General features: G+C 70.7%; 20 protein-coding genes and 3 tRNA genes. 17 read left to right on the top strand and 6 right to left on the bottom strand.

The features are described from left to right. The first annotated feature begins 72 nt into the window (after nt 1–72). Genes AXK61_RS07455 through AXK61_RS07445 form a run of 3 tightly spaced genes read left to right on the top strand, consistent with a single transcriptional unit; the run spans nt 73 to nt 4,143 of the window. Nucleotides 73–1,527, top strand: a complete 1,455-nt coding sequence (locus AXK61_RS07455) for an MFS transporter (RefSeq protein WP_068744739.1) — start codon at nt 73–75, stop codon at nt 1,525–1,527. A 13-nt stretch (nt 1,528–1,540) separates the two neighbouring features. Beyond that, on the top strand, nt 1,541–3,127 hold the full coding sequence (gene serA, locus AXK61_RS07450; RefSeq protein WP_068744549.1) for a phosphoglycerate dehydrogenase: 1,587 nt from the start codon (nt 1,541–1,543) through the stop codon (nt 3,125–3,127). Then, a complete protein-coding gene (locus AXK61_RS07445; RefSeq protein ID WP_068744547.1) occupies nt 3,124–4,143 on the top strand; it encodes a 3-isopropylmalate dehydrogenase in 1,020 nt (339 codons plus the stop codon). The genes serA and AXK61_RS07445 overlap by 4 nt, the downstream gene beginning before the upstream one ends. A 78-nt stretch (nt 4,144–4,221) precedes the next feature. Here the strand turns inward: AXK61_RS07445 and AXK61_RS07440 are convergent, their stop codons facing one another. Beyond that, nucleotides 4,222–5,436: an MFS transporter gene (locus tag AXK61_RS07440; RefSeq protein WP_068744546.1), complete on the bottom strand. Its 1,215-nt coding sequence runs from the start codon at nt 5,434–5,436 to the stop codon at nt 4,222–4,224. 89 nt (nt 5,437–5,525) lie between these two features. On the opposite strand from AXK61_RS07440, the gene AXK61_RS07435 reads away from it, so the two are divergent. The 5 genes from AXK61_RS07435 (at nt 5,526) to AXK61_RS07415 (ending at nt 8,255) form a co-directional block, all read left to right on the top strand. After that, a complete protein-coding gene (locus AXK61_RS07435; protein WP_068744543.1) occupies nt 5,526–6,299 on the top strand; it encodes a fumarylacetoacetate hydrolase family protein in 774 nt (257 codons plus the stop codon). A 23-nt stretch (nt 6,300–6,322) separates the two neighbouring features. Beyond that, the gene (gene gltX, locus AXK61_RS07430; RefSeq protein ID WP_068744541.1) at nt 6,323–7,837 is read left to right on the top strand and encodes a glutamate--tRNA ligase; all 1,515 of its coding nucleotides are present in this window, start codon (nt 6,323–6,325) and stop codon (nt 7,835–7,837) included. A gap of 92 nt (nt 7,838–7,929) precedes the next feature. Continuing rightward, nucleotides 7,930–8,001, top strand: a tRNA-Gln gene (locus AXK61_RS07425). Between the two features lie 37 nt (nt 8,002–8,038). Then, nucleotides 8,039–8,111 (top strand) — tRNA-Glu (locus AXK61_RS07420). Between the two features lie 71 nt (nt 8,112–8,182). Then, nucleotides 8,183–8,255 (top strand) — tRNA-Glu (locus tag AXK61_RS07415). Between the two features lie 112 nt (nt 8,256–8,367). Here AXK61_RS07415 and AXK61_RS07410 read toward each other — a convergent pair. Genes AXK61_RS07410 through AXK61_RS07400 form a run of 3 tightly spaced genes read right to left on the bottom strand, consistent with a single transcriptional unit; the run spans nt 8,368 to nt 11,217 of the window. After that, nucleotides 8,368–8,799 (bottom strand): phage holin, encoded by a 432-nt coding sequence (locus AXK61_RS07410; protein WP_139057985.1) that lies wholly within the window; start codon nt 8,797–8,799, stop codon nt 8,368–8,370. Between the two features lie 58 nt (nt 8,800–8,857). Continuing rightward, a complete protein-coding gene (locus tag AXK61_RS07405) occupies nt 8,858–10,420 on the bottom strand; it encodes an N-acetylmuramoyl-L-alanine amidase (protein ID WP_068572288.1) in 1,563 nt (520 codons plus the stop codon). Continuing rightward, the gene (locus tag AXK61_RS07400; protein WP_068572290.1) at nt 10,417–11,217 is read right to left on the bottom strand and encodes a hypothetical protein; all 801 of its coding nucleotides are present in this window, start codon (nt 11,215–11,217) and stop codon (nt 10,417–10,419) included. Before AXK61_RS07400 ends, AXK61_RS07405 begins: the two co-directional genes overlap by 4 nt. Nucleotides 11,218–11,494: 277 nt before the next feature. Here AXK61_RS07400 and AXK61_RS07395 point away from each other — a divergent pair, with 277 nt between their 5' ends. Together AXK61_RS07395 and AXK61_RS07390 are read left to right on the top strand one after the other, a co-directional pair. Further along, on the top strand, nt 11,495–14,119 hold the full coding sequence (locus AXK61_RS07395; protein ID WP_068572292.1) for a helix-turn-helix transcriptional regulator: 2,625 nt from the start codon (nt 11,495–11,497) through the stop codon (nt 14,117–14,119). Nucleotides 14,120–14,164: 45 nt separating this feature from the next. Next, entirely contained in the window at nt 14,165–15,430 is a 1,266-nt protein-coding gene (locus AXK61_RS07390; protein WP_068744539.1) for a DUF2235 domain-containing protein, read from the top strand. A gap of 16 nt (nt 15,431–15,446) precedes the next feature. Here AXK61_RS07390 and AXK61_RS07385 read toward each other — a convergent pair whose 3' ends face one another. Further along, complete coding sequence (locus tag AXK61_RS07385) at nt 15,447–16,493, bottom strand: substrate-binding domain-containing protein (protein ID WP_068572301.1); 1,047 nt, start codon at nt 16,491–16,493, stop codon at nt 15,447–15,449. Between the two features lie 123 nt (nt 16,494–16,616). Here AXK61_RS07385 and AXK61_RS07380 point away from each other — a divergent pair, with 123 nt between their 5' ends. The 4 genes from AXK61_RS07380 (at nt 16,617) to AXK61_RS07365 (ending at nt 19,929) form a co-directional block, all read left to right on the top strand. Further along, the gene (locus AXK61_RS07380; RefSeq protein ID WP_068572306.1) at nt 16,617–16,991 is read left to right on the top strand and encodes a MarR family transcriptional regulator; all 375 of its coding nucleotides are present in this window, start codon (nt 16,617–16,619) and stop codon (nt 16,989–16,991) included. A 106-nt stretch (nt 16,992–17,097) separates the two neighbouring features. Beyond that, complete coding sequence (locus AXK61_RS07375) at nt 17,098–17,712, top strand: AmiS/UreI family transporter (RefSeq protein ID WP_068744537.1); 615 nt, start codon at nt 17,098–17,100, stop codon at nt 17,710–17,712. A gap of 40 nt (nt 17,713–17,752) precedes the next feature. Continuing rightward, nucleotides 17,753–18,790 (top strand): aliphatic amidase, encoded by a 1,038-nt coding sequence (locus AXK61_RS07370; protein WP_068744536.1) that lies wholly within the window; start codon nt 17,753–17,755, stop codon nt 18,788–18,790. Between the two features lie 2 nt (nt 18,791–18,792). Then, a complete protein-coding gene (locus tag AXK61_RS07365) occupies nt 18,793–19,929 on the top strand; it encodes an AAA family ATPase (protein ID WP_068572311.1) in 1,137 nt (378 codons plus the stop codon). Nucleotides 19,930–19,965: 36 nt separating this feature from the next. Here AXK61_RS07365 and AXK61_RS07360 read toward each other — a convergent pair whose 3' ends face one another. After that, a complete protein-coding gene (locus tag AXK61_RS07360) occupies nt 19,966–20,688 on the bottom strand; it encodes an IclR family transcriptional regulator (protein ID WP_068572313.1) in 723 nt (240 codons plus the stop codon). 86 nt (nt 20,689–20,774) lie between these two features. Between AXK61_RS07360 and leuC the strand changes: the two genes are divergently transcribed. The 3 genes from leuC to AXK61_RS07345 all read left to right on the top strand — a co-directional run. Next, nucleotides 20,775–22,220, top strand: a complete 1,446-nt coding sequence (gene leuC, locus AXK61_RS07355; RefSeq protein ID WP_139057987.1) for a 3-isopropylmalate dehydratase large subunit — start codon at nt 20,775–20,777, stop codon at nt 22,218–22,220. A gap of 17 nt (nt 22,221–22,237) precedes the next feature. Further along, on the top strand, nt 22,238–22,825 hold the full coding sequence (leuD, locus tag AXK61_RS07350) for a 3-isopropylmalate dehydratase small subunit (RefSeq protein WP_068572317.1): 588 nt from the start codon (nt 22,238–22,240) through the stop codon (nt 22,823–22,825). A 168-nt stretch (nt 22,826–22,993) separates the two neighbouring features. After that, a partial coding sequence (locus AXK61_RS07345) for an HU family DNA-binding protein (RefSeq protein ID WP_068744535.1) occupies nt 22,994–23,647 on the top strand: 654 nt, incomplete at its 3' end.

The following is a 23,647-nucleotide window of genomic DNA, read 5'->3' as shown; positions in this document are numbered from 1 at the left end:
CAACGATTCGGATCATCCCGATCTGGGGGAAATGTCCACGGCCACCGAGGGTTTGCACTCGCCGTGGAGACGATGCGAAACGGGGGAACCGCGCCGCCGGGGCCGCGGGGCCGGGCCCGGTGGGAGGTGCTGGTGTGCTGCCTCGCGGGATTCGCGACGCTGCTCGATTCGGGTGCGGTCGCGGTCTCCCTCCCCGCGCTGCGCGCGCAGCTCGATGCCACCCCCGGTCAGACGCAATGGGTGCTCGCCGCCTACTCCCTGGGTTTCGGACTGGCGCTGGTTCCGGCGGGCCGGCTCGGCGACGTGCTGGGCCGGCGCAGGCTGTTCCTGGGCGGGGTCGCGGTGTTCTCGTCGTCGGCGCTGGTCTCCGCCCTCGCGGACGGGGCCTGGCAGGTCGTGGCCGCGCGCCTGCTGCAGGGCGTCGCCGCCGGCGTCATCAGCTCGCAGGTGTTGGGCATCATCGCCGATCGGTTCACCGGGGTGCTCCGGGCCCGCGCGCTCGCCGCCTACGGCGTGGCGATCGGGCTGGCGGGCGTGGCCGGGCCGGTGACCGGGGGCCTGGTGCTCGGCCTGGCGGGGGAGGAGACCGGCTGGCGGTGGGCGCTCGCGCTCAACGTCCCGTTCGGGGTGCTCGCGCTGGTGGGTGCCGCGGTGTTCCTGCGCCGCGACGGTGCGCCGCGCGGCGCGGCCCGGTTCGACCTCGTCGGGCTCGCGCTGCTGGCCGCCGCGGTGCTGCTGGTGCTGGTCCCGCTCGTCGCGCGCCTCGGAGCGGTGGGCGCCGCCGCCTGCGTCGTCGCGGCCGGAGTGATCGTCGTGCTCCTCGTGCGCTGGGAGCGCGGCTACGCGCGCCGCGGCGGTACCCCGGTGCTCGTCCCCGAGCTGCTGGCCGCACGCGGCTTCACGCTCGGTGCCGGCGTGGCGACCTTCTACTTTGGTGCGGCGCTGTCCGCGAACACCGTCCTCACGATGTATCTGATCGAGCGCCAGGGGCTCAGCGCCCTGCACGCGGCCCTGGTGCTGGTGGGCGGCGGTCTGGCCATGGCGGCGTCCTCCGGGGTCGGGTGGCGGGTCGCCGCGAGGTTCGGCCGGGCGACCGTGGTCTGGGCGCTGGTCGCCGAGGCCGTGATCGTCGTCGCCTACGTGAGCGCCGTCGGCGTGCTCAGCGGCCCGGGCGTGCTGATCGTGGTCGCGGCCCTGTCCACCGCCTCGGGCGTGGCGTCGGGCCTCGTCGACGCCCCCAATCGGGCCCTGACGCTGGAGTACGCCCCGCCCGCCGCGAACGGCGTGGCGGCGGGCTTCCTCCAGTTGGTGCAGCGACTGTCGGCGACGGTGGCCCTCACTGCGACGTCGGGCCTGTACCTGGCCCGCCCGCACGACGCGGGCGGACTGGTTCTCGCGCTGGCGTTGTGCCTCGCGATGTTCGTCGCGGGGCTCGGCTGCGCGGTGCTCGATGCGCGGCGCCGCGCGACCCGCCCGAGTTCCGCCGAGCACCAGGTCACTAAGCTGACGGTGCAACCGGCACCGTGAATGAGGAGCGCAAGTGACCCGTCCCGTGGTATTGATCGCCGACAAGCTGGCACCGTCGACTGTGGAGGCGCTCGGTGACGACGTCGAGGTGAAGTGGGTCGACGGCCCCGACCGCCCCGCGCTGCTCGCCGCGGTCCCCGAGGCCGACGCGCTGCTCGTGCGCTCCGCGACCACCGTCGACGCGGAGGTCCTCGCCGCCGCCACCAAGCTCAAGATCGTCGCCCGCGCCGGCGTCGGCCTTGACAACGTGGACGTGCCCGCCGCCACCGAGCGCGGCGTCCTCGTGGTGAACGCCCCCACCTCGAACATCCACACCGCCGCCGAGCACGCTGTCGCGCTGATGCTCGCGACCGCGCGCCAGATCCCCGCCGCGGACAAGACCCTGCGCGAGCACACCTGGAAGCGCAGCTCGTTCAACGGCGTCGAGATCCTCGGCAAGACCGTGGGCGTCGTCGGCATGGGCCGCATCGGCCAGCTCGTGGCGCAGCGCCTCGCCGCGTTCGAGACCAAGATCATCGCGTACGACCCCTATGTCAGCCCGGCCCGCGCCGCGCAGCTCGGCATCGAGCTGGTCAGCATCGACGAGCTCGTCGAGCGCGCCGACTTCATCTCGGTGCACCTGCCCAAGACCCCGGAGACCAAGGGCCTCATCGGCCGCGAGCTCCTGGCCAAGGCCAAGCAGGGCGTCATCATCGTCAACGCCGCCCGCGGCGGCCTCGTCGACGAGCAGGCCCTCGCGGACGCGATCACCTCGGGTCGGGTCTTCGGCGCCGGCCTCGACGTCTTCGAGACCGAGCCCTGCACGGACAGCCCGCTGTTCGAGCTGCCCCAGGTCGTCGTGACGCCGCACCTCGGCGCCTCCACCTCGGAGGCCCAGGACCGCGCCGGCACCGACGTCGCCAAGAGCGTGCGTCTGGCCCTGGCCGGCGAGTTCGTCCCGGACGCCGTGAACGTCAAGGGCGGCGCCGTCGACGAGGAGGTCGCGCCCTGGCTCGAGCTCACCCGCAAGCTCGGCGTGCTGCTCGGCGGCCTGCCCGGCCAGCTGCCTGAGAAGATCGGCGTCACCGTCCGTGGTGAACTGGCCAGCGAGAACGTCGACATCCTGCAGCTCTCGGCGCTGCGCGGCCTGTTCTCCGCCGTCATCGAGGACGCGGTCACCTTCGTCAACGCCCCCGCCCTGGCGGAGGAGCGCGGGGTCACCGTCGAGCTCGAGAAGGTCTCCGAGAGCCCCAACCACCGCAGCCTCGTGGACGTGCGCGCCGTGTACGGCGATGGCACGGTCGCGAACGTCTCGGGCACCCTGTCGGGCCTGGGCCGGGTGGAGAAGGTCACCAACATCAACGGCCGCAACTTCGACCTGCGCGCCGAGGGCCTGAACCTGTTCATCGCCTACGGCGATCAGCCGGGCTCGCTGGGCAAGATCGGCACGCTCCTCGGCGATGCCGGCATCGACATCCAGGCCGCTGCGCTCAGCCAGGACGCCGAGGGCGACGGGGCGACGGTGCTGCTGCGCGTCAGCCAGGCCGTGCCCGCCGAGGTCCAGCAGGCCATCGGTGAGGCCGTCGCGGCCACCACCATCGCGCAGGTGGATCTCTCGTGAAGCTCGCGGTGATCGGCGGGGACGGCATCGGCCCCGAGGTGACGGCGGAGGCGCTCAAGGTGCTGCGCGCGGTGGTCGGCGAGATCGAGACCACCGAGTACGACCTGGGCGCGCGCCGCTACGAGCGCAACGGCGAGCTGCTCACCGACGAGGACCTGGCGTCGCTGCGCGAGCACGATGCGATCCTGCTCGGCGCCATCGGCGACCCGCGCAAGGTCCCGCCGGGCGTGCTCGAGCGCGGGCTGCTGCTGAAGATGCGCTTCGCGCTGGACCACCACGTGAACCTGCGCCCGTCGAAGCTCTTCCCGGGCGTCGAGTCGCCCCTGAAGAACCCGGGCGAGATCGACTTCGTCGTGGTCCGCGAGGGCACCGAGGGCGCGTACACGGGCAACGGCGGCGCGATCCGGGTCGGCACCCCGCAGGAGGTCGCCAACGAGACCTCGGTCAACACCCGGTTCGGCGCGGAGCGCGTGGTGCGCTTCGCCTTCGAGCTGGCGCGCACCCGGCGGAAGAAGCTGACGCTGGTGCACAAGACGAACGTGCTCGTCTTCGGCGGCTCGCTGTGGCAGCGCACCGTCGACGAGGTGGCGCAGGAGTTCCCTGACGTCGCGGTGGATTACAGCCACATCGACGCGGCGACGATCTACCTGGTGACCGACCCGTCGCGGTTCGACGTGATCGTCACCGACAACCTCTTCGGCGACATCCTCACCGACGAGGCCGGCGCGATCTCCGGCGGCATCGGCCTCGCCGCGTCGGGCAACATCGACGCGACGGGCACCAACCCGTCGATGTTCGAGCCTGTGCACGGCAGCGCCCCGGACATCGTCGGCCAGGGCGTCGCGGATCCCACCGCGGCCATCCTGTCGGCGGCGATGTTGCTGCGGCACCTCGGTAACGCCGAGGGCGCGCAGCGCATCGAGGACGCGGTGACCGCGGACCTCGCCGCCCGCGGTGACGCCCCGATCCGCACCGCCGAGGTCGGCGACCGTATCGCCGCCGCCCTCACGGCGTAACCCCCACCCCTGACTTAACAGCGTTAGCCCATATCTCCACCTGCGGGTTCTCTATGGGCTAACGCTGTTAAGTCACTTTCAGGGGGTCGACGGTGCCGCCTCCGGCAGGTCCGCGGGCTTCGCGTCGGAGGGGACGAGCGGATAGGCGAGCAGCGGCGCCAGGGCCACGATCGCGAAGGCGGCGCCGAAGCTCGTCGCGTGGATCAGGGCACCCAGGATCGGCCCGGCCGCGGTCGTGGCGACGAACTGTCCGGTGTTCTGGATGCCCAGCGCGCGACCGCTGTAGAACGGGCCGGCCTTCTCGGCGATGGCGGTGAAGGCCAGCCCGTTATCGGCGACGGTGACCACTGAGGCGATCAGGAACACCACCACTGCGACAGGGGAGCCGATCGCGGCGAGCGCGCCCAGTCCGCCCACCGCTGCGGCGGCCGCCAGTGCGATCCACCGGATCGGGGCGGTGCGCGATCCCAGTCGGTCCGACCATGCGCCCGCGGCGATCCGTCCGAGGGCGCCGAACAGCTGGCTCACCGAGATCAGGAGACCCGCCGTCGCCGGCGCCCAGTGCAGGCCGACGATCAGCCACGTGATGCCCCAGGTCCAGATCGCGCCCTGCGGCAGGACCAGGAGCAGCGACACGGCGTGGATACGGACGAGGAAGGAGTCCTCCCGGTAGGGGTTCACCTGCGCCGCGGTCGCCGCCGGCCCGGCCTCGGGGCGGGGCGGGTCGATGATGAACACCCACACCAGGATCAGGGACACGACGGCCACGATCAGTGGGACCGTCATCGCCGCGGTGAGGCCGATGCGATTGGCCAGCAACGGCATCGTGAGCGACAGGATCGCGATGCCCAGGGGTTGCGAGGTCTGCCTGATCCCCATGGCGGTGCCGCGGCTGGATGCGGGGAACCAGCCGACCACGATCCGGCCGCTCGCGCCGTTCCCGCTGGCGGCCATCGCGGAGGCGAAGAAGAGGCCGATCGCCGATAGGTACAGCGGGGCGCGCGTCGCGAACGACGCGACGGTGGCCGCCAGCGCGATTGCTGCCCCCGCCATGCTGATCAGCAGGACCCGCCGCTCGCCGTACCGGTCGATGAGGGCGCCCCACAGGATCGTCGTGAGCAGCAGGCCCGCGGGCGCCGCTGCGGCGAACAGGCCCGCACTCTGCACCGGGAGGCCGCTGCGGATGAGCTGCGGGATGAGGAACGCGGCGGCGTTCACGGCGGCGGTCGTGGTGATCGCGGCGGTCATCGACACCACCAGGATCCACCAGCGGCGGGCGGCTGACATCTCCATATGAATCCCAATCAGTGGAACGCGTAGCTTACATTGTGAGATGAAGCCTAGCTGGTCGAAGTATTGCCGTCGACCGGTAGGCTTGCCGTATGCGCCTTGCACGAATCGCCAGCAGTGACGGGGTCGCGTTCGCGGCCATCGAGGGTGACCCGGAGGATGGTGCTCGGGCCCGCGAGATCTCCGAGCATCCTTTCGGCACACCGGAGTTCACCGGCCGTAGCTGGGCGCTGGACGACGTGCGCCTGCTCGCGCCGATCCTCGCCAGCAAGGTGGTCTGCATCGGCAAGAACTACGCGGCGCACGCGGCGGAGATGGGCGGCGAGGCGCCCAAGGATCCGGTGATCTTCATCAAGCCCAACACCTCGATCATCGGCCCGCTCGCGCCGATCAAGCTGCCCCGCAGCTCGCAGCAGGTGGACTACGAGGGCGAGCTCGCCGTCGTGATCGGCCAGCCCTGCCGCGACGTGCCGGCCGCGCGCGCGAAGGACGTGATCCTGGGGTACACCGTCGCGAACGATGTCACCGCGCGCGATCAGCAGCAGCACGACGGTCAGTGGACGCGCGGCAAGGGCTACGACACGTTCTGCCCGCTCGGCCCGTGGATCGAGACGGAGTTCGACCCGTCGGACGCGCGGATCTACACCGAGCTCGACGGCCAGATCAAGCAGGACTCCCGCACCTCGCTGATGATCCACTCCATCGGCGACATCGTCGAGTGGATCTCGTCCGTGATGACCCTGTTGCCGGGCGATGTGATCCTCACCGGCACGCCGGAGGGCGTCGGCCCGATCACCGCCGGGCAGCACGTGGCGGTCACCGTCGAGGGCATCGGCACGCTCACCAGCCTCGCCGAGGACCGATAGGCGCGCCGACTACGCTGGACGGCGTGACTGACTCGACCCCCGCACCGTCGAACGCGCCCGTGCGCGTGCGCTTCTGCCCGTCGCCCACCGGCACGCCGCACGTCGGCATGGTGCGCACCGCGCTGTTCAACTTCGCCCACGCGCGACACACCGGCGGCACCTTCGTCTTCCGGATCGAGGACACCGACGCCGCCCGAGACAGCGAGGAGAGCTACGCCGCGATCCTCGAATCGCTGCGCTGGCTCGGCCTGGACTGGGACGAGGGGCCCGAGGTTGGCGGGCCGTACGGGCCGTACCGGCAGTCGGAACGCAAGGATCTGCACCTGGACGTCGTGCGGCGCCTTGTCGAGGGCGGCTACGCCTACGAGGCCTTCTCGACCCCGGAGGAGGTGGAGGCGCGGCACGTCGCCGCCGGCCGCAACCCGAAGCTGGGCTACGACAACTTCGATCGCGACCTCACGGCGGAGCAGAAGGCCGCCTACCTCGCCGGGGGCCGCAGCCCCGTCGTGCGCCTGCGCATGCCCGACCACGACTTCACCTGGAACGACATGGTGCGCGGCGAGACCACCTTCGCCGCGGGCAGCGTCCCCGACTTCGCCCTCACCCGCGCGAACGGCGACCCGCTGTACACCCTGGTCAACCCCGTCGACGACGCGATGATGAAGATCACGCACGTCCTGCGCGGCGAGGACCTGCTCAGCTCCACGCCGCGGCAGCTCGCGCTGTACGAGGCGCTGGTGGCGATCGGCGTCGCGGAGCGGACGCCCGAGTTCGGGCACCTGCCCTTCGTGATGGGGGAGGGCAATAAGAAGCTCTCCAAGCGCGACCCCGAGTCCAACCTGTTCCATCACCGCGACCGCGGCTTCATTCCGGAGGGGCTGCTCAACTACCTCGCGCTGCTCGGCTGGGGCATCTCCGCCGATAACGACGTGTTCAGCCTCGATGAGATGATCGCCGCGTTCGACGTGCACCGGGTGAACTCCAACCCGGCCCGGTTCGACCAGAAGAAGGCCGACGCGATCAACGCCGAGCACATCCGGCTGCTCACGCCGGCGGACTTCGAGGCCCGCCTGCGGTCCTTCCTCGTCGAGCGGGGCTTCGTCGACGGTGCCCGCCTCGGCCCGGAGTTCCCGACCGTGGCGGAGCTCGTGCAGACCCGTATCGTGGTCCTCTCGGACGCGTGGGACCTGCTGAAGTTCCTCTATGTCGACGAGGCCGAGTTCCGGGTCGACGACGCGGCAGCGGCCAAGAACATCAAGGCCGACGCGGGGCAGGTGCTGGACGCCGCCTCGGAGGCGCTCGCCGGCGTCACGGACTGGACCACCGAGTCGATCGAGGACGCGCTCAAGAGCACACTGATCGACGAGCTGGAGCTCAAGCCCCGCAAGGCCTACGCGCCGATCCGGGTGGGCGTCACCGGCTCGCCGATCAGCCCGCCCCTGTTCGAGTCGCTGGAGCTGCTCGGGCGGGAGCGGACCCTCGGTCGCCTGGCCTCCGCGCGCACCCTGGTGCCGGCGGACGGTGCCACGCCCCAGTAGGGGATGACCTGGCGATTTGGCGTTCCCAGTGCGGCTGGGTAAGCTTGACCGCGGCTCAAAACGAGGTCGGAGACGGCCTCGAGAAGAGCCAATGGCCTATGGTGTAATTGGCAACACGGCTGATTCTGGTTCAGTTGTTCTAGGTTCGAGTCCTGGTAGGCCAGCGTGACAACGCCCCCGCGCGAGTGGGGGCGTGTCCTAGCCCCCGTCGTCTAGCGGCCTAGGACGCCGCCCTCTCACGGCGGTAGCGTGGGTTCGAATCCCATCGGGGGTACGTTTCGGTGCAGGTGCTGTGTTACCTTCATCGAACTGCTGCGGCGCCTCGGCGCGGCAGCACCAGTTCTGGCCCCCGTCGTCTAGCGGCCTAGGACGCCGCCCTCTCACGGCGGTAGCGTGGGTTCGAATCCCATCGGGGGTACGTAGGACGAAGGCCCGGATCTCACGATCCGGGCCTTCGTCGTTTTCCGGGCCGTCCCCGTCGTCGGCGCGCGGTGCGCCCCGGCCCGGCGCCTGGTCCCGATCGCCCGGCGTCACGCGGTGCCGACGACGGTCAGCCGGGTCGGGGGCGCGACGACCGGCTCAGCGGCGGGCGGTGCGGCGGCCTCGGCGGTGAGGCCCGACGGCGTGAACGCAGCGGCCAGCCCGATGCCCAGCAGGGCGACGACGAGGCCCGAGACCGACGCCCAGACCGCATCGGTGCCGATCCCGTAGCCCTGCAGCAGGGCCTGTAGGGTCCCGGTCAGGACGTACACGGCGTTCCGCCAGCCGGCCTCTCCGTTGACGACGGCGATCACCAGCGTGACGATCGCGAGGACGAGGGAGGTCCACGCCGCGGCGTGGCTCGTGGAGATGATCCCGCCCGCGGCGAGAATCGTGATGAGCGGGCCGGCGACGGTGTACACGGCTCGCCGGGCCGACTCGGGGATCCGGCGCCGGAAGATCCGGCTTCTGATGTCGTTCATGTTGTCCACCTGGTGTTCTGGAGGGGTTCGGAGGACCGCGGGTCGGTGACCGGCGGTGTCAGGCGATCGCCGCGGCGTCCGCCGCGCCGACGACGGTGGTGCCGGTCGGGGACCAGTACATCCGCCCGTGCTGGAAGTCCTGGTGCACGCTCCCGTCGGCGGCCGCCGCCTGCGCGGAGACGGGCCAGCCGAGTGGTCCCTTCTCGTACCCGTCGCGGGCCCACCGGTCGCCGATCCGGCCGGTGACGAAGAAGCCCTCCGCGGCGTCGGTGCGGCGGTACAGCACGCCCCGTTCGAAGGCCTCGACCTGGCCGTCCGGGAGGTTCGTGTGGTCGACCACCGGGTAGCCGAGCGGCCCGGCCTCCCGCTCGTAGGCGGTGTAGGACTCGAGCAGTCGCGTGGGGATCGGGTGGGCACCGGTGGCCGCGGTCCAGTAGACGCGGCCGTGGTCGTACATCGCGAACCGGCCGCGGCCGTCGGGGCAGGCGATGATCGCGGGATCGGTCCGCTCGCCGATCCACCCGTCGGCCCGGGACGCGGCCCCCGCGATCGCCGACTCGGCCTGAGACTCGGCCGGATCGCCCTGGACGCGAGGCGCTCCCACGGGCGCGGTGCCGGTCGTGAACTCCGCCACGGCGGCTGCGAAGAAGTCCCACGGGAAGCCGTCGCCCACGTCGGTGTGCGAGCCGATGCCGAGCGCCCGCGTCACGTAGCAGTGATCGCTGATGCCGTCCGCGACGCGGTAGGGCGGTGTGATCACGTCGGTCGCGAAGCCGTACTTGCGTGCGTCGGCGACCGCGAGCCAGGCGGCGATGCGGATGTCGTCGCCGCGGTCGAGCCAGTCGGAACGGGTCCACCCGGCGCTGCTCCCGGCGAAGCACAGATTGATCGTGTACGGGTTCGCGCTGAGCACGCTCCACGAGGCGAAGTCGGTGTCCACCAGATCGCAGACGACGCCGTCGCGCACCGTGTAGTGGTAGCTGGCGCTGTGCGTCGCGTCGTTGCAGTAGGCGGCGAGTCGTTCCGCGGTGCTCGTGCCCTCCTCGGTGTGCAGGAGGAAGTTGCGGATGCGGGCGCCTTTGCGGCCGGACCGGGAGTCGCCCATGCGGTCGAGTTCGGTGTAGGTGGGTGCGGTGGTCATGGCGGATCCGTTCTGCGGGGAGGGGGACGGTGCGGAGGCGGCGGCCACGGAGATGGTAGGGGCGAGGCGGTCGTAGATCGCCTGCGCCTCGGTGATGCGCCGGTCGTAGCGGTCCGGGAAGGCCGACCGTTGCACCTGCTGGGCGTACCAGCCGGGGGAGTGCGCGGGCGAGTCGTAGGGCAGCGCGCGCAGGGCCCGGTAGAACAGCCTCGAGCTCAGCGTGGGGTTCATGCGCTCCCGCGCGCTGGATCCCCACCACGGCGCCCGCTGCTGCAGCGGGCCGACGCTGTTGGCGTCCGACCCCACGGCGTCGTGGGGTTCGGCGAGCGACTCCGGGTCCGCGGGGTTGGCGTAGACGGTGAGGTTCGATTCGACCAGTCCGGTCGCGAGGCAGATGACGATGCCGCGTTCCGAGACACCGGAGCGGAGACCCTCCACGATGAACGCGGCGGCGACCTGGTCGGGCGTGTAGGCGCTCATACCGGCATCACCGACTGCTTCCAACTGCACACGCGGGCCAGCAGATCGATCCCGGAGACGGGCCGGTTCGCGCTGTCGCGCCACATGGGCAGGCCGTACGCGGTGGTGTGCGCTCCGCTCGCGAAGCCGGCGAGGTCCGCCGGCCAGGACCACCAGCCCGGCTCGAACCAGTGCCCGACGTTCGCGAGATCGGAGACCACGTCCTCGATCCCGTCGTCCACCAGCTGTGCGATGAGCGCGTTCGGGTCGGTCAGCGTGAAGGCCATCACCGGCCCCGCGAAGGCGTGCAGGGGTGAGACCGCAGGGCAGGAGGTCATCACGTCGCCGGGACTGGCGATCTCGATGAGCGGCACCGGTGAACGCTGGTCATGGGGGACCGTGCCGGTGCCGCTCGTCGAGTAGATGCCGCTGCGGTCCGTTGCGATCGGCATGCCGTAGGACACGCCGCCGCGCCGACTGGGATCGGCGATGGTGCCGACCATGAGGCACCCTCGGGTGTCGGGGCTCGTCTTCAGCCACCGGATCACGCCGACGGCCCCGAGCGAGTAGCCCAGCACGATGTCCCGGTCCCCGGGGTGGAGGGCCGCGATCCGGGTGCGGAGCCAGTTCACGATCTGGGTCGCGCTGTTGTCGCCCGACGGTGCCAGCGGGTCCCGGGCGGCGTTGTCCAGGCTGATCGAGGCGCTGTGCACGACCTGCTCCACGGTCACGTCCCGCAGCCGGCCGACGACGTTGTCGAGCATGTTCCCCGCGTACGGTTCGCCGGTGCCGCGGGCGCAGAAGACGAAATCGGACATGGAACGCTCCTTCGAGGTGGGAGGTCGCCGAGCCGGTGGTGTTCGCCGGGCGGATACGGTGACTCGAGGAGAAGTCTCATCGTCGCCGTCCCCGGGATCACGAGTAGCGCGCTACCCGATTCCGCGCTGCGGGCGGCGTGCACGGCACGTGCCGGCACCGTGCGATGACGAAGATCGAGTTTCCGACCCTTAGTACGCGAATGAACTTCTCCGCCAGGAAATCCGGACGCCTCTCGACGGAGCCTTCGAGGCCCGTTCGGTACTAGAATGTGAGTTCATGCGGGAGCGGTTCCGGATCGTCGAGCGTGGGCGTGAGTTCGGGGACGTGCGCGCCGCGCTCGAAGCGGATTCGGCGGGCTGCGGAGTGATCCTGACGGGCGCCGCCGGGGTCGGGAAGACGACGCTGGCGCGGTCGGTCGCCGCCGAATCGCATCTGCGGGTGCGGTGGGTCGCCGGGACGGAGTCCGCGCGGAGCATCCCCCTCGGGGTGTTCGCCCACCTCGTCGGCCCGGCCACCGCGACCGATCCCGTCACCTACCTGTCCGCGGCCCGCGAATCGCTGCTGGCGGACGGGCACATGGTGGTCGGCATCGACGACGCGCATCTGCTGGACGAGCTGTCCGCGACCCTGCTGCACCAGCTCGCTATCGATCGCGCGGTCCACCTCATCGCGACCGTGCGCAGCGGGGAATCGGTGCCGGACGCCATCACGAGCCTGTGGAAGGACGGGCACGTCGTCCGGATCACGCTCGAGCCCTTCACCCTCGAGCAGAGCGTCGAGTTGGTCGAGGCCGCCGTCGGCGGCCGGTTGGAGGGTCTCTCCGCGCGCCTGATGTGGGAGGCGTCCGGCGGGAACGCCCTGTACCTCAAACACCTCGTGCAGGGCGCCCTCGAATCCGGCGCGCTGCGGGAGGTCGACGGGGTCTGGCAGATGCGCGGGCGGGCGGCGATCACCTCGGAGCTGGCGTCGCTGCTCGAGGGGCGGGTCGACCATCTCGACGACGACGTCCTCCACGTCCTCAAACTGCTGACGCTGTGCGAGCCGATCGACCTCGACGTGCTGGCCGACCTCGGCGGCGACGACGCCGTGGAGAAGGCGGAGGCGGAGGGGCTGATCCGGATCGGCCGGGAGGGCCGCACGCTGTCCGTGCACTACGCGCATCCGTTGTTCTCGGAGGTGATCCGCCGCCGCCTCGGGTTCGCCTCCTCCCGGCGTCTCCGCGGTCACCTGGTCAAGGCCCTCGGGGACCGTGCGATCACGTCGGCGTCGGACCGGATCCGCCTGGCGGAGCTGGCACTCGACAGCGACGAGGACCTCGACGCCGGCCTGTTGTGCGACGCCGCCCGCGACGCGTTGATGCTGGGAGACGTCCCGATGGGGGAGCGGTTCGCGCGAGCGGCGCTGGACGGCGGTGCCGGTCTGCCTGCGGCCTGCCTGCTCGCCCGCGCGCTGATGTGGCGGGGCGAGGCGGTCGAATCCGATCGCGTACTCCGGGCCTTCGACCCCGACAGGCTGGACCAGGTCCAACTCGTGCTCTGGGGAGCGCAGCGGATCGGGAACCTGTTCTGGGCCGTGGGCGACGTGCCCGCGGCGGATCGGGTCCTCGGCCTCCTTCGCGAGCGCATCGACACGCCGATGCTCGCGCTGATCGTGGACGGGATCGGAGCGGCGTGCGCGGCCTTCGCGGACGATCTGCCGCGCGCCCTCGAGTTGTCCGATCGGGTGATGGGGTCGCCCGACGCCACGCCATGGGCGGTCGAATGGGCCGTCTTCGCAGGAGGATTCGCGCGCGCCCTGTCCGGGCGCGGTGACGAGGTCGCCACCCTCGCGGCTCGCGGCCGCGAGGCCGAGAGGCACACCGACGGCGTGCTCCGCTTCCCCGCCGGGTACGGCGAGATCCTCGCGCTCACCCTCACGGGCGCCTTCGAGCGGGCGAACGAGGCCGCGCAGCGGTACGTCGAGTTCCGTTCCGCGGGCCAATTCCTGGCGTGGGCGCTCGCCGGCATCCACGTCAGCGCGGTCGAACTCGCCCGGGGTGGCTTCGCCGGGGTGGTGCAGCAGTCCGAGCAGACGCTCGCGACGGTACGTGACCGGCCGGACGTGTCCTGGGTGTTCCCGGCGCGTTTCCAGCTGGCGCAGGCCCGTGCCGCGCTCGGGGACGCCGCTGCGGCCGCGGCCGCGATGGCCGACGCCCGCAGTCACTTCGGCGACAACGTAGCGGTGTTCGACCACCAGCTCGCGATCGCCCGGGCGTGGCAGCAGGCCGCGGCGGGCACCGTCTCCCTCGCGATCGCGACGTGCCGCGAGGCCGCGACGCGGGCGGCCGCCCACGGTCAGTTCGCCATCGAGGCCGAGGCGCTGCACACCGTGACCCGGCTCGGGGACGCGGAGCCCGACATCGCCGAACGGCTCGAGCAGCTGGCCGATCGGATCGACGGTGTCCTCATCCCGGTGTACGCCCGCTGCGCCCGCGCGATGACGCAGCGGGACGGTGCCGAGCTCGATGCCTGCGCCGCCGAGTTCGAGCGGATCGGCGTCCTACCCTCCGCGGCGGACGCCGCGGCCGCGGCCGCGGGGGCGCACGACCGGGCGGGGGAGCGCGGCGCAGTGCACGCCTCGGCGGCGACGGCGGACCGTCTGGCCGCGGCCTGCGGCGGCCTACGGACCCCCGCACTCGCGGAGGCGTCGCACCCGCTGCCGCTGACCTCCCGGGAGCGGGAGATCGCCAACCTGATCGCCGCGGGCCTCTCGAACAAGCAGATCGCGGACCGCCTGTTCCTGTCCGTACGGACGGTGGAGGGCCACATCTACCGCGCGTGCGCGAAGGTCGATGCGACTGATCGCGCGGGCCTCGCCGACGCCCTCACCGGCGCCCGCCGCAGTCCGGGCCGACTCGAGTAGCGCGGTACTCGTGACCTCGCCGCGAGCCCTTCGTACGGTCGGACCATGAACACCGCCCGAGGCCCGAGGACGCTCGTGATCTGTTGCGACGGCACGTGGCAGCGGTCCGACAGCCGGTACGTGTCCAACGTGGAGAAGATCGCCCGCTCGGTCGCGCCCGTCGGGCACGACGGTGCACCGCAGATCGTCTTCTACCAACGCGGAGTCGGGTCCGCGGGGAGCCGGATGGAGCGGCTGCTGGCGGGGGCCGTCGGCATCGGACTCGATGACAACATCCTCGACTGCTACTACTTCCTGGCACTCAACTACGCGCCGGGCGACCGGATCTCGGTGTTCGGATTCAGCAGGGGCGCCTACACCGCTCGTAGCCTGGTCGGGATGATCGACTACGCCGGGCTCCTGCGCCCGGACGGCCTGGCGAAGGACCGCCTGCCCGCGGCGATGGCGCTCTACCGCAGCCGACCCGCGCCGAACACCGCCGCGCCGCCCGGACATCGGGCCGCCCTCGACGAGCAGCGCGGGTACTGCCACGATCCCGGCACCGTCGTGATCGACACGCTCGGCGTGTTCGACACGGTCGGCGCGCTCGGTGTCCCGGGTATCGGCCGGGCGAAGTACCGGTTCCACAACGTCGACCTCACCCCGAAGGTGTGCCGTGCGCGGCAGGCGCTGGCGCTCGCCGAGCGGCGGCGGATCTTCACGCCCTGTCTGTGGGGCGGGGAGCACAGGGACATCCGGCAGGTGTGGTTCGACGGGGTCCACCTCGACGTGGGCGGGGGCTACGAGAACAGCTACTACTCCGATCGTGCCCTGTTCTGGATGATCGGCGAGGCGGCGCAGCGGGGGCGGCTGCGCGAGTCGGTGCGGCCGGGGCTCCCGATCCGGCCGGAGGACTACGACGACTACCCCGGCCTCCGGTTCGACTGGTCCCGGCTCGAGCCGGGGATCTGCAGCACCGGCCCGGTCGAACACGACTCTCTGGGGCCCGGATACCGGATCATCAACGCGCTTGCGATCATCCGCGGCGTGTGGTCGCGGCGGCGTCCCGGGACCGAGCCGGTCTTCGTGGGCGGATGGCGGACCATGGCCCCGACCGTCGATGCGAGATCGGGCCGCGCGTACGACGTGCGGATCGAGCGGGGAGCGGCGCAGCGGGCGATCAACCCGAACGAGCGGCGTTGGGTCGACCAGGTGCGCCGGATACTGCGACTCCCCGGTGATGCGCGGGGCACCGTCGACCCTCCCGTTCTGGAGAATCTCTACGCGACCGCACCGGACTTCGCGGAGCTCAGCACTGCCCGACGGAGCTGACGGGGTGCCGCGCTCGTCAGAGTTGATCGATCACGTCGAAGTCGCAGCCCTCGGCCTGCGCCAGGTACATGGTCTGCCGGGTGTGGCCGTTACGGAGCCCCATGGTGCCCCGGGCACCGTCGTAGCGCACGCGCTCGACACCGGCCATGATGTCGCGCACGTCGGTGCTGCGCGCGGTGGTGAGCAGCGACTCCAAGAGCAGCATGCCCTCGAAGCAGGACTCGCCCATCGACGTGGGCGTGATCGCGTCCGGTCCGAACCGCCCGAAGTAGTGCGCGCCGAACTCCATCGACTCGGAGGTCACCACCGAGTCGAAGTATCCGGCGGAGGCGAACAGGTCACCCGTGGCCTCGGCGCCCGAGGCCATGAGCATGTGTTCGTCCATCAGCGGCGAGTACCGGATGAAGGCGCCGTCGAGCCCGGCGGCGGCGAAGGCCCGATTGAACTCGACCGCGTCCTGGCCCAGCAGCAGCATCAGTACCCCGTCGGCCCCGGAACGCGCGATGTCCGAGATCACCGTGGAGAAGTCGTCGGTGCCGACCGGTACGAACGCGGCGCCGACGATGTCATGGCCCAGTCCGCGCGCGAACCGCGCGCACGCCTTCGCGCTGTCGCGCGCCCACAGGTAGTCGCTGCCCACGATCCACCATCGGCCGACCCCGCGCTCGCGCCGCAGCCACTCGAGCGCCGGCCGGATCTGCGCCTCCGGGGTCTCACCGGTGAGGAAGACGCCCGCCGTCGACTCCCCGCCCTCGTAGAGCGCCGTGTAGACGTACGGGACCCGCAGATCCAGGCGCGCCGAGAGGGCCCGCCGTACGTCGGAGGTGTGCCAGCCGACGATCGCGTCGATCTCGCCCGCGGCCAGAAGGGTTTCGACCTCACGCGTGACATTGTCGACGCCCGTCGCGGAATCGATCGGGCGCACCGTCAGCTCGCGGCCCAGAATCCCGCCCCGGGTGTTGATGTCGTCCGCGGCGAGAGTGGTGCAGCTCAGGCACGACGGGCCGAACAGACCCGCGGGGCCACGCCGAGGGTAGAGCAGCCCCACGGTGTATTCGCTCATCACTGACGTCCGCTCATCGCACGTGCCGGCACCATGGACCGGGCGGTCGAACGCCAGCGTACGCCGAGCCGCTCCCCGCATGCGTCGATTCGCGGTACAGTACTGCCGTATTGCAATGGCACTGTGGACGTTCCGGAGGTGGACATGAGCGGGCGGATGGAGCTCACCGAGGCGCCGGGCCGCACCGCCTTCGAGGCGGTGTGCGACGCCGACGATCTCGTCATGAACGTTCTCACGCCCGCACTCGCCGAGCACGATCTCACCGTCGAGCACTTCCGTGCCCTGCGCCTGCTCGCAGCGGTCGAGGGCGCCACCGTCGGGGAGCTGGCGGCCCGCACGGGCACCACCCCGTCGTCCACCACCCGGCTGGTCGACCGCCTCGTCGAACGCAACCTGGCGTACCGTCGCCCGGCCCCGGGTGACCGTCGCAGCGTTCTTCTGTCGATCTCGGACACCGGCCGTGACGTGTGGGAAGCCCTCGTCGCCCGCCTCTCCTGACTCTTCTCGACAAAGTTTTTCGCCGATTCCGCTGACACGCGCCGCACGGCGCGCGAATACTACCGATCAGAGATAGTGCCGAATCGGTAATAAATCGGGAGTCGCGATGACCACAATCGGATTGCTCTTCGTCGGAGCCGTGCTGTTCGTCAACGGGGCCTGGTTCCTCGGGGCGATCTCCGCCCGCGAGGCGGGCGTGTTCAACCTCTTCGTCGGCGCGATGCAGGTCGTCCTCCCGACGCTGGCCGTCGTCGCCGCCGACGGTGACCTCCACGGGATCTTCGGGGCGGGGTCGAGCTACCTGTTCGGCTTCACCTACCTGTTCGTCGGCATCAACAACCTCATGGGCAACGACGGCCGCGGCCTCGGGTGGTACTCGATCTTCGTGGCCGCCATGGCGATCGTGTTCGGCTGCTTCTCCTTCGCCGCGGACCCCGTGTTCGGGGTGATCTGGTTCGTGTGGGCGCTCATGTGGCTGATGTTCTTCCTCATCCTGGCGTGCGGCGTCGCCGCCCTGTCGCCGTTCACCGGGTGGCTGATCCTCATCGGCTCGCACCTGACGTGCACCGTGCCCGCGCTCCTGATGTGGCGCGGCAACTGGCCCACCAGCGGCACCGCAGCGATGTGGGCCGCAGTCATCGCAGTCGCCCTGGTCGTGGTGAGCGCCGTCGGCGCCAAGGTCATGCCGCAGCTGCCCATGCCCGCTCCCGGCAACGCGTAAATCCCTCGATCGCAACGGAAATCAACGAAAGGCACCTCTCATGCGTCACGGAGACATCTCCTCGAGCCCGGACACCGTCGGCGTCGCCGTCGTCAACTACAAGATGCCCCGCCTGCACACCCGGGAGGAGGTCCTCGAGAACTGCCACAAGATCGCCGAGATGGTCGTCGGCATGAAGTCCGGCCTGCCGGGCATGGATCTCGTGATCTTCCCCGAGTACTCGACGCAGGGGATCATGTACGACCCCGACGAGATGTACGCCACCGCCGCGGCCGTTCCCGGTGAGGAGACGAAGATCTTCTCCGACGCCTGCCGCAAGGCCGGCACCTGGGGCGTCTTCTCGATCACCGGCGAGCAGCACGAGGACCACCCGAACAAGCCGCCCTACAACACCCTCATCCTCATCAACGATCAGGGCGAGATCGTGCAGAAGTACCGCAAGATCATCCCGTGGGCCCCGATCGAGGGCTGGTACCCCGGCAGCTCGACCTATGTCGTGGACGGCCCGAAGGGACTCAAGGTGTCGCTCATCGTGTGCGACGACGGCAACTACCCCGAGATCTGGCGCGACTGCGCGATGAAGGGTGCCGAGCTCATCGTCCGCTGCCAGGGCTACATGTATCCCGCGAAGGAGCAGCAGGTGCTGATGGCCAAGGCCATGGCCTGGGCGAACAACTGCTATGTCGCGGTGGCGAACGCCGCCGGGTTCGACGGTGTCTACTCGTATTTCGGCCACTCGTCGATCATCGGGTTCGACGGCCGCACGCTCGGTGAGACGGGGGAGGAGGAGTACGGCATCCAGTACGCGCAGCTCTCGGTCTCGACGATCCGGGACGCGCGCAAGCACGACCAGTCGCAGAATCACCTGTTCAAGATCCTGCACCGCGGTTACACGGGCATCCACGCCGCCGGCGAGGGGGACAAGGGTGTCGCGGAGTGCCCCTTCGACTTCTACAAGCTGTGGGTCACCGACGCCGAGGCCGCCCGCGAGCAGGTCGAGTCCTTCACGCGCGACACGATCGGCGTGGCCGAGTGCCCCGTCGGCACCATCCCCACCGAGAAGACGCACGAGGCGTAACCGTGCCCTTCATCACCGATCGCCTGGCCGCCGAGGGAGTCGACATCGGCGGCCGGGCGTCCGGCTCCTCCGAGTCCCGTCCCACCGACGCCGAGTTCGCGAAGGCGGCGGTGGGGCGGGTCGATGCGGCGCGGATCCTGGCGCAGCTGCGCGCCAACGTCTTCGGACAGGACCACGCGATCGAGTCGATCTTCAAGACCCTCTCCGTCGTGCAGGCCGGCCTCACCGATAAGACGCGCCCCCTGGCGAGTCATCTGCTCGTCGGCCCGACGGGTACCGGCAAGACGGAGATCGTTCGGCAACTCGCCTCCGCGCTGCGGACCGGCCCGGACGACTTCTGTCAGGTGGACATGTCCGCGATGGCGCAGGAGCACTACGCGGCGTCCTTCGCCGGTGCGCCACCGGGCTATTCGGGCTCCAAGGAGGGCCTGAGCGTCTTCGACAGGGATCGCATCGAGGGCACCGTCTCCATGCCGGGGATCGTCCTGTTCGACGAGGTCGAGAAGGCGCACACGACGGTCCTGCGGGCACTGCTGCACGTTCTCGACCGCGGGCAGCTGACGCTCGCGAACGGCCAGCAGCGCTACGACTTCCGCAACTGCCTGGTGTTCATGACCTCCAACCTCGGCAGCCGCGAGCTGCGGGCCGAGCAGGAGCGCCCGTGGCACCGCGCCGGGCGCTCGGTGACGCGGGTCCTCCCCGCGGCGGCGTCCGAGCGTGTGGACCGGATCCTCGAGGGGCGCCTGGACCGCATCTCCGAGCAGTCGATCGCGCGCTTCTTCGACCCCGAGTTCCTCAACCGGATCGACGAGGTCACGCTCTTCGAGGAGCTCTCCGGTGACACCGCGCTGGCCGTCGCACGGCACGAACTGGACATGTTCGCCGAGCGGGCGCGCAAGCGCGGCGTGGACCTGAGCATCGACGCCGCGGTCGCGAAGCACCTGGTGGACACCGGTTTCGATCCGGTCTACGGCGCGCGGTCCGTGCGCCGCGCCATCCGGCACGACGCCTGGCCCGTGGTCGCCGAGGCCGTCATCGCCCACCGCGCCGCCCGGATGGCGGACACGTCGAGCAGGGTCGGCGCGGTCCTCGAGGTCGACGGTGCCGCCGTCCGCTGCCGGGTGATCGTGGCCGCATAGCGGCAATCGGATCCGGCCCGGTCGGGTCGGGCCCCGTCAGATCCGGCGCTGCAGCGCCTCGGCAGCCTGGAGCAGATCCGCCGCCCAGCGCGCGCCGGGGCGCCGCCCCATGCGATCGATCGGGCCGGACACCGAGATCGCCGCGACCACCTCGCCGCGGGGATTGCGCACGGGCGCGGAGACGCTGGCGACGCCGCTCTCGCGCTCGCCGGCGCTCTGTGCCCACCCCCGCTTGCGGATGTCCGCAAGCGTGCGCTCGCTGAAGGACGATTCGCTGCGCGGATCGCCCCAGGCGGCCAACACCTTCGCGCCGGACCCCGCCGTCATCGGCAGCCGCGAGCCCACGGGTACCGTGTCCCGCAGGCCGGAGGGCGGCTCGGCGGCCGCGATGCACACGCGGTGATCGCCTTCGCGGCGGTAGAGCTGCACCGATTCCCCAGTGATCTCCCGCAGGCGGGGCAGGACCATGGCGGCGGTGTCGATCAAGGCGTCGGCGGTGCTGGCCGCGAGCTCGCGCAGCGCGGATCCGGGGCGCCACAGGCCGTCGCCGTCCCGGGTGAGCAATCCGTGCAGCTCGAGCCCCACGGCCAGACGGTGCGCCGTGGCCCGCGGCAGGCCGGTGCGGCCGCACAGGTCGGCCAGCGTCGCGGGCTCCGCGGCGGCGGCGCGCAGCACGGCGACCGACTTGTCCAGCACGCCGATGCCGCTCACCGGGGTGAGACTTTCGGGGGCGTCGGTCGGTGCGGTATCGTGTCCCATAGTTCGATACTAGGCTCTCGCATGGTGGGATTCAACGCGCAGCCCGCGCTCACCGTCGGGGCCCGATCATGGAGCAGGTGGGAATCATGCAGCCGCGGACAATGGCAGAGAAGGTCTGGGACCAGCACGTCGTCGTCAAGGGGGAGGGTGAGGGCGCTTCGCGCGAGCCCGATCTCATCTACATCGACCTGCACCTCGTGCACGAGGTGACCAGCCCCCAGGCCTTCGACGGTCTGCGGCTGGCCGGTCGCCCGGTGCGCCGTCCCGACCTGACCATCGCGACCGAGGACCACAACGTGCCCACGGACACGCTGGTCCAGCCGATCGCCGACGAGGTCTCGCGCACGCAGGTCGAGACGCTGCGCCGCAACTGCGCCGAGTTCGGTGTGCGCCTGCACTCGATGGGCGACGGCGAGCAGGGCATCGTCCACGTCATGGGCCCGCAGCTGGGCCTGACCCAGCCCGGGATGACGGTGGTGTGCGGCGACAGCCACACCTCCACGCACGGTGCCTTCGGTGCGATCGCCATGGGTATCGGCACCTCCGAGGTCGAGCACGTGCTCGCCACGCAGACCCTGCCGCTCAAGCCCTTCAAGACGATGGCGATCAACGTCACCGGTGAGCTGCAGCCGGGCGTCACCTCGAAGGACCTGATCCTGGCCATCATCGCCAAGATCGGCACCGGCGGTGGTCAGGGCTACGTCCTGGAGTACCGCGGGAGCGCGATCGAGAAGCTGTCGATGGAAGCGCGGATGACCATCTGCAACATGTCGATCGAGGCGGGCGCCCGGGCCGGCCTGATCGCCCCCGACCGGATCACCTACGACTACCTCGAGGGCCGCCAGCACGCACCGAAGGGTGCCGACTGGGACGCCGCGATCGAGGCGTGGGACGCCCTGCGCACGGACGAGGGAGCGACCTTCGACGCCGAGGTCGACATCGACGGCAGCGCCCTGACCCCGTTCGTCACCTGGGGCACCAATCCGGGGCAGGGTGCGCCCCTGAGCGCCTCGGTCCCCGATCCGGAGTCCTTCGGCTCGGACGGTGAGAAGGAGACGGCGGCGAAGGCCCTGCAGTACATGGGTCTCGAGGCCGGCACGCCACTGCGCGACATCGCGGTCGACGCGGTCTTCGTCGGGTCGTGCACCAACGGCCGGATCGAGGACCTGCGCGCCGTCGCCGAGATCCTTCGCGGGCGCAAGGTCGCCGACGGTGTCCGAATGCTGGTGGTACCGGGCTCCATGCGGGTGCGCGCGCAGGCCGAGGAGGAGGGGCTGGGGCAGGTCTTCCTCGACGCCGGCGCGGAGTGGCGCCAGGCGGGCTGCTCGATGTGCCTCGGCATGAACCCCGATCAGCTCGCTGCCGGCGAGCGGTCGGCGTCCACGTCGAACCGGAACTTCGAGGGACGCCAGGGCAAGGGCAGCCGCACGCACCTGGTCTCTCCGGCCGTCGCGGCGGCGACCGCCGTCCGCGGCACCCTGTCCGCCCCGGCCGATCTGGCCCCCGTCGCCGGCGCCAACGCCCGCCCGTAGTCGAAGGAGAGTAGAAGATGGAAGCCATCGTCACCCATACCGGCATCGGTGTCCCGCTGCGCCGCACCAATGTCGACACCGACCAGATCATTCCAGCGGTCTACCTCAAGCGCGTGACCCGGACCGGATTCGAGGACGGCCTGTTCTCGGCGTGGCGCACCGATCCGAACTTCATCCTCAACACCCCGCCGTACGACCACGGCTCGGTCCTGGTGGCGGGCCCGGACTTCGGCACGGGCAGCTCGCGCGAGCACGCGGTCTGGGCGCTGATGGATTACGGCTTCCGGGTCGTCATCTCGTCGCGGTTCGCAGACATCTTCCGGGGGAATTCGGGCAAAGCCGGTCTCGTGGCCGCGCTCGTGGAGCAGGAGAACGTCGAGCTGCTCTGGAAGGCCCTCGAGAACGACCCGGGGCTCGAGATCACCGTCGACCTCGAGGACCGGACGGTCTCCGCCGGAGACTTGGTAGTTCCCTTCACGATCGATGACCCGGTCCGGCACCGCCTGATGGCCGGTCTGGACGACATCGGCATCACCTTGCAGCAGGCTGACGCGATCTCGGATTTCGAAAGCCGCAGGCCTGCATACAAACCCGTCACGATCTAGCTTCTCGAGAGGCCGGCGGCGGCACCGGATCGAACCGGTGCCGCCGCTTGTCTTTCCGACACACCCGCCATCAAATGTGGCGTGGCTCTTGGATGAAATGCAATTGTGCGTTTACGGTGTCCCTAGTTGGCTCAGCGGTGAGCCACCGACCGCAGAGGGAAGTTGTTCATGAACAAGGCAGAACTGATCGAAGAGCTCACCGAGAAGCTGGGCACCGACCGCCGCGCCGCCGGCGCAGCCGTCGAGGCGATCGTCGACACGATCGTCCGTGCCGTGCACGCGGGTGAGTCCGTCACCATCACCGGGTTCGGCGTCTTCGAGCAGCGCAAGCGCGCCGCCCGTGTCGCCCGCAACCCGCGCACCGGCGAGACCGTCAAGGTCAAGCCCACCTCGGTCCCCGCCTTCCGCCCGGGCGCGCAGTTCAAGGCCGTGATCTCGGGTTCGGCCAAGCTGCCGTCCTCGGGCCCCGCCGTACGTCGCAGCTCCGCGACCGCGACGAAGGCCGCGCCCGCGAAGAAGGCCGCCGCGAAGAAGGCGGCCGCCAAGGCCACCGCGACCAAGGCCGCCGCGAAGAAGGCTCCTGCCAAGGTCACCAAGGCGACCGCCGCGAAGAAGACGGCGGCGAAGGCCCCCGCCAAGAAGGCTCCGGCCAAGACCACCGCCGCGAAGAAGACCGCGGCGAAGGCCCCCGCCAAGAAGGCTCCGGCCAAGACCACCGCCGCGAAGAAGACCGCGGCGAAGGCCCCCGCCAAGAAGGCTCCGGCCAAGACCACCGCCGCGAAGAAGACCGCGGCGAAGGCCCCCGCCAAGAAGGCTCCGGCC

This window comes from Tsukamurella pseudospumae, from assembly GCF_001575205.1.
GTDB lineage: Bacteria > Actinomycetota > Actinomycetes > Mycobacteriales > Mycobacteriaceae > Tsukamurella > Tsukamurella pseudospumae.
The sequence above is the reverse complement of the archived record's forward strand: the minus strand, read 5'-3'. Positions and strand labels throughout refer to the sequence as shown.

Excerpts from the sequence above, each read along its gene's own strand:
- AXK61_RS07405 (WP_068572288.1), bottom strand. The coding sequence starts at position 10,420 with ATGAGCGCCTACACGCCCGACCAGGTCGCCGCCGCGTTCATCGTGGAG.
- AXK61_RS07390 (WP_068744539.1), top strand. The coding sequence starts at position 14,165 with ATGAACACCGCCCGAGGCCCGAGGACGCTCGTGATCTGTTGCGACGGC.
- AXK61_RS07370 (WP_068744536.1), top strand. The coding sequence starts at position 17,753 with ATGCGTCACGGAGACATCTCCTCGAGCCCGGACACCGTCGGCGTCGCC.
- AXK61_RS07410 (WP_139057985.1), bottom strand. The coding sequence starts at position 8,799 with ATGAACGACATCAGAAGCCGGATCTTCCGGCGCCGGATCCCCGAGTCG.
- AXK61_RS07385 (WP_068572301.1), bottom strand. The coding sequence starts at position 16,493 with ATGAGCGAATACACCGTGGGGCTGCTCTACCCTCGGCGTGGCCCCGCG.
- leuC (WP_139057987.1), top strand. The coding sequence starts at position 20,775 with ATGCAGCCGCGGACAATGGCAGAGAAGGTCTGGGACCAGCACGTCGTC.
- AXK61_RS07455 (WP_068744739.1), top strand. The coding sequence starts at position 73 with ATGCGAAACGGGGGAACCGCGCCGCCGGGGCCGCGGGGCCGGGCCCGG.
- leuD (WP_068572317.1), top strand. The coding sequence starts at position 22,238 with ATGGAAGCCATCGTCACCCATACCGGCATCGGTGTCCCGCTGCGCCGC.
- AXK61_RS07395 (WP_068572292.1), top strand. The coding sequence starts at position 11,495 with ATGCGGGAGCGGTTCCGGATCGTCGAGCGTGGGCGTGAGTTCGGGGAC.
- AXK61_RS07435 (WP_068744543.1), top strand. The coding sequence starts at position 5,526 with ATGCGCCTTGCACGAATCGCCAGCAGTGACGGGGTCGCGTTCGCGGCC.
- AXK61_RS07375 (WP_068744537.1), top strand. The coding sequence starts at position 17,098 with ATGACCACAATCGGATTGCTCTTCGTCGGAGCCGTGCTGTTCGTCAAC.
- AXK61_RS07360 (WP_068572313.1), bottom strand. The coding sequence starts at position 20,688 with ATGGGACACGATACCGCACCGACCGACGCCCCCGAAAGTCTCACCCCG.
- AXK61_RS07400 (WP_068572290.1), bottom strand. The coding sequence starts at position 11,217 with ATGTCCGATTTCGTCTTCTGCGCCCGCGGCACCGGCGAACCGTACGCG.
- AXK61_RS07440 (WP_068744546.1), bottom strand. The coding sequence starts at position 5,436 with ATGGAGATGTCAGCCGCCCGCCGCTGGTGGATCCTGGTGGTGTCGATG.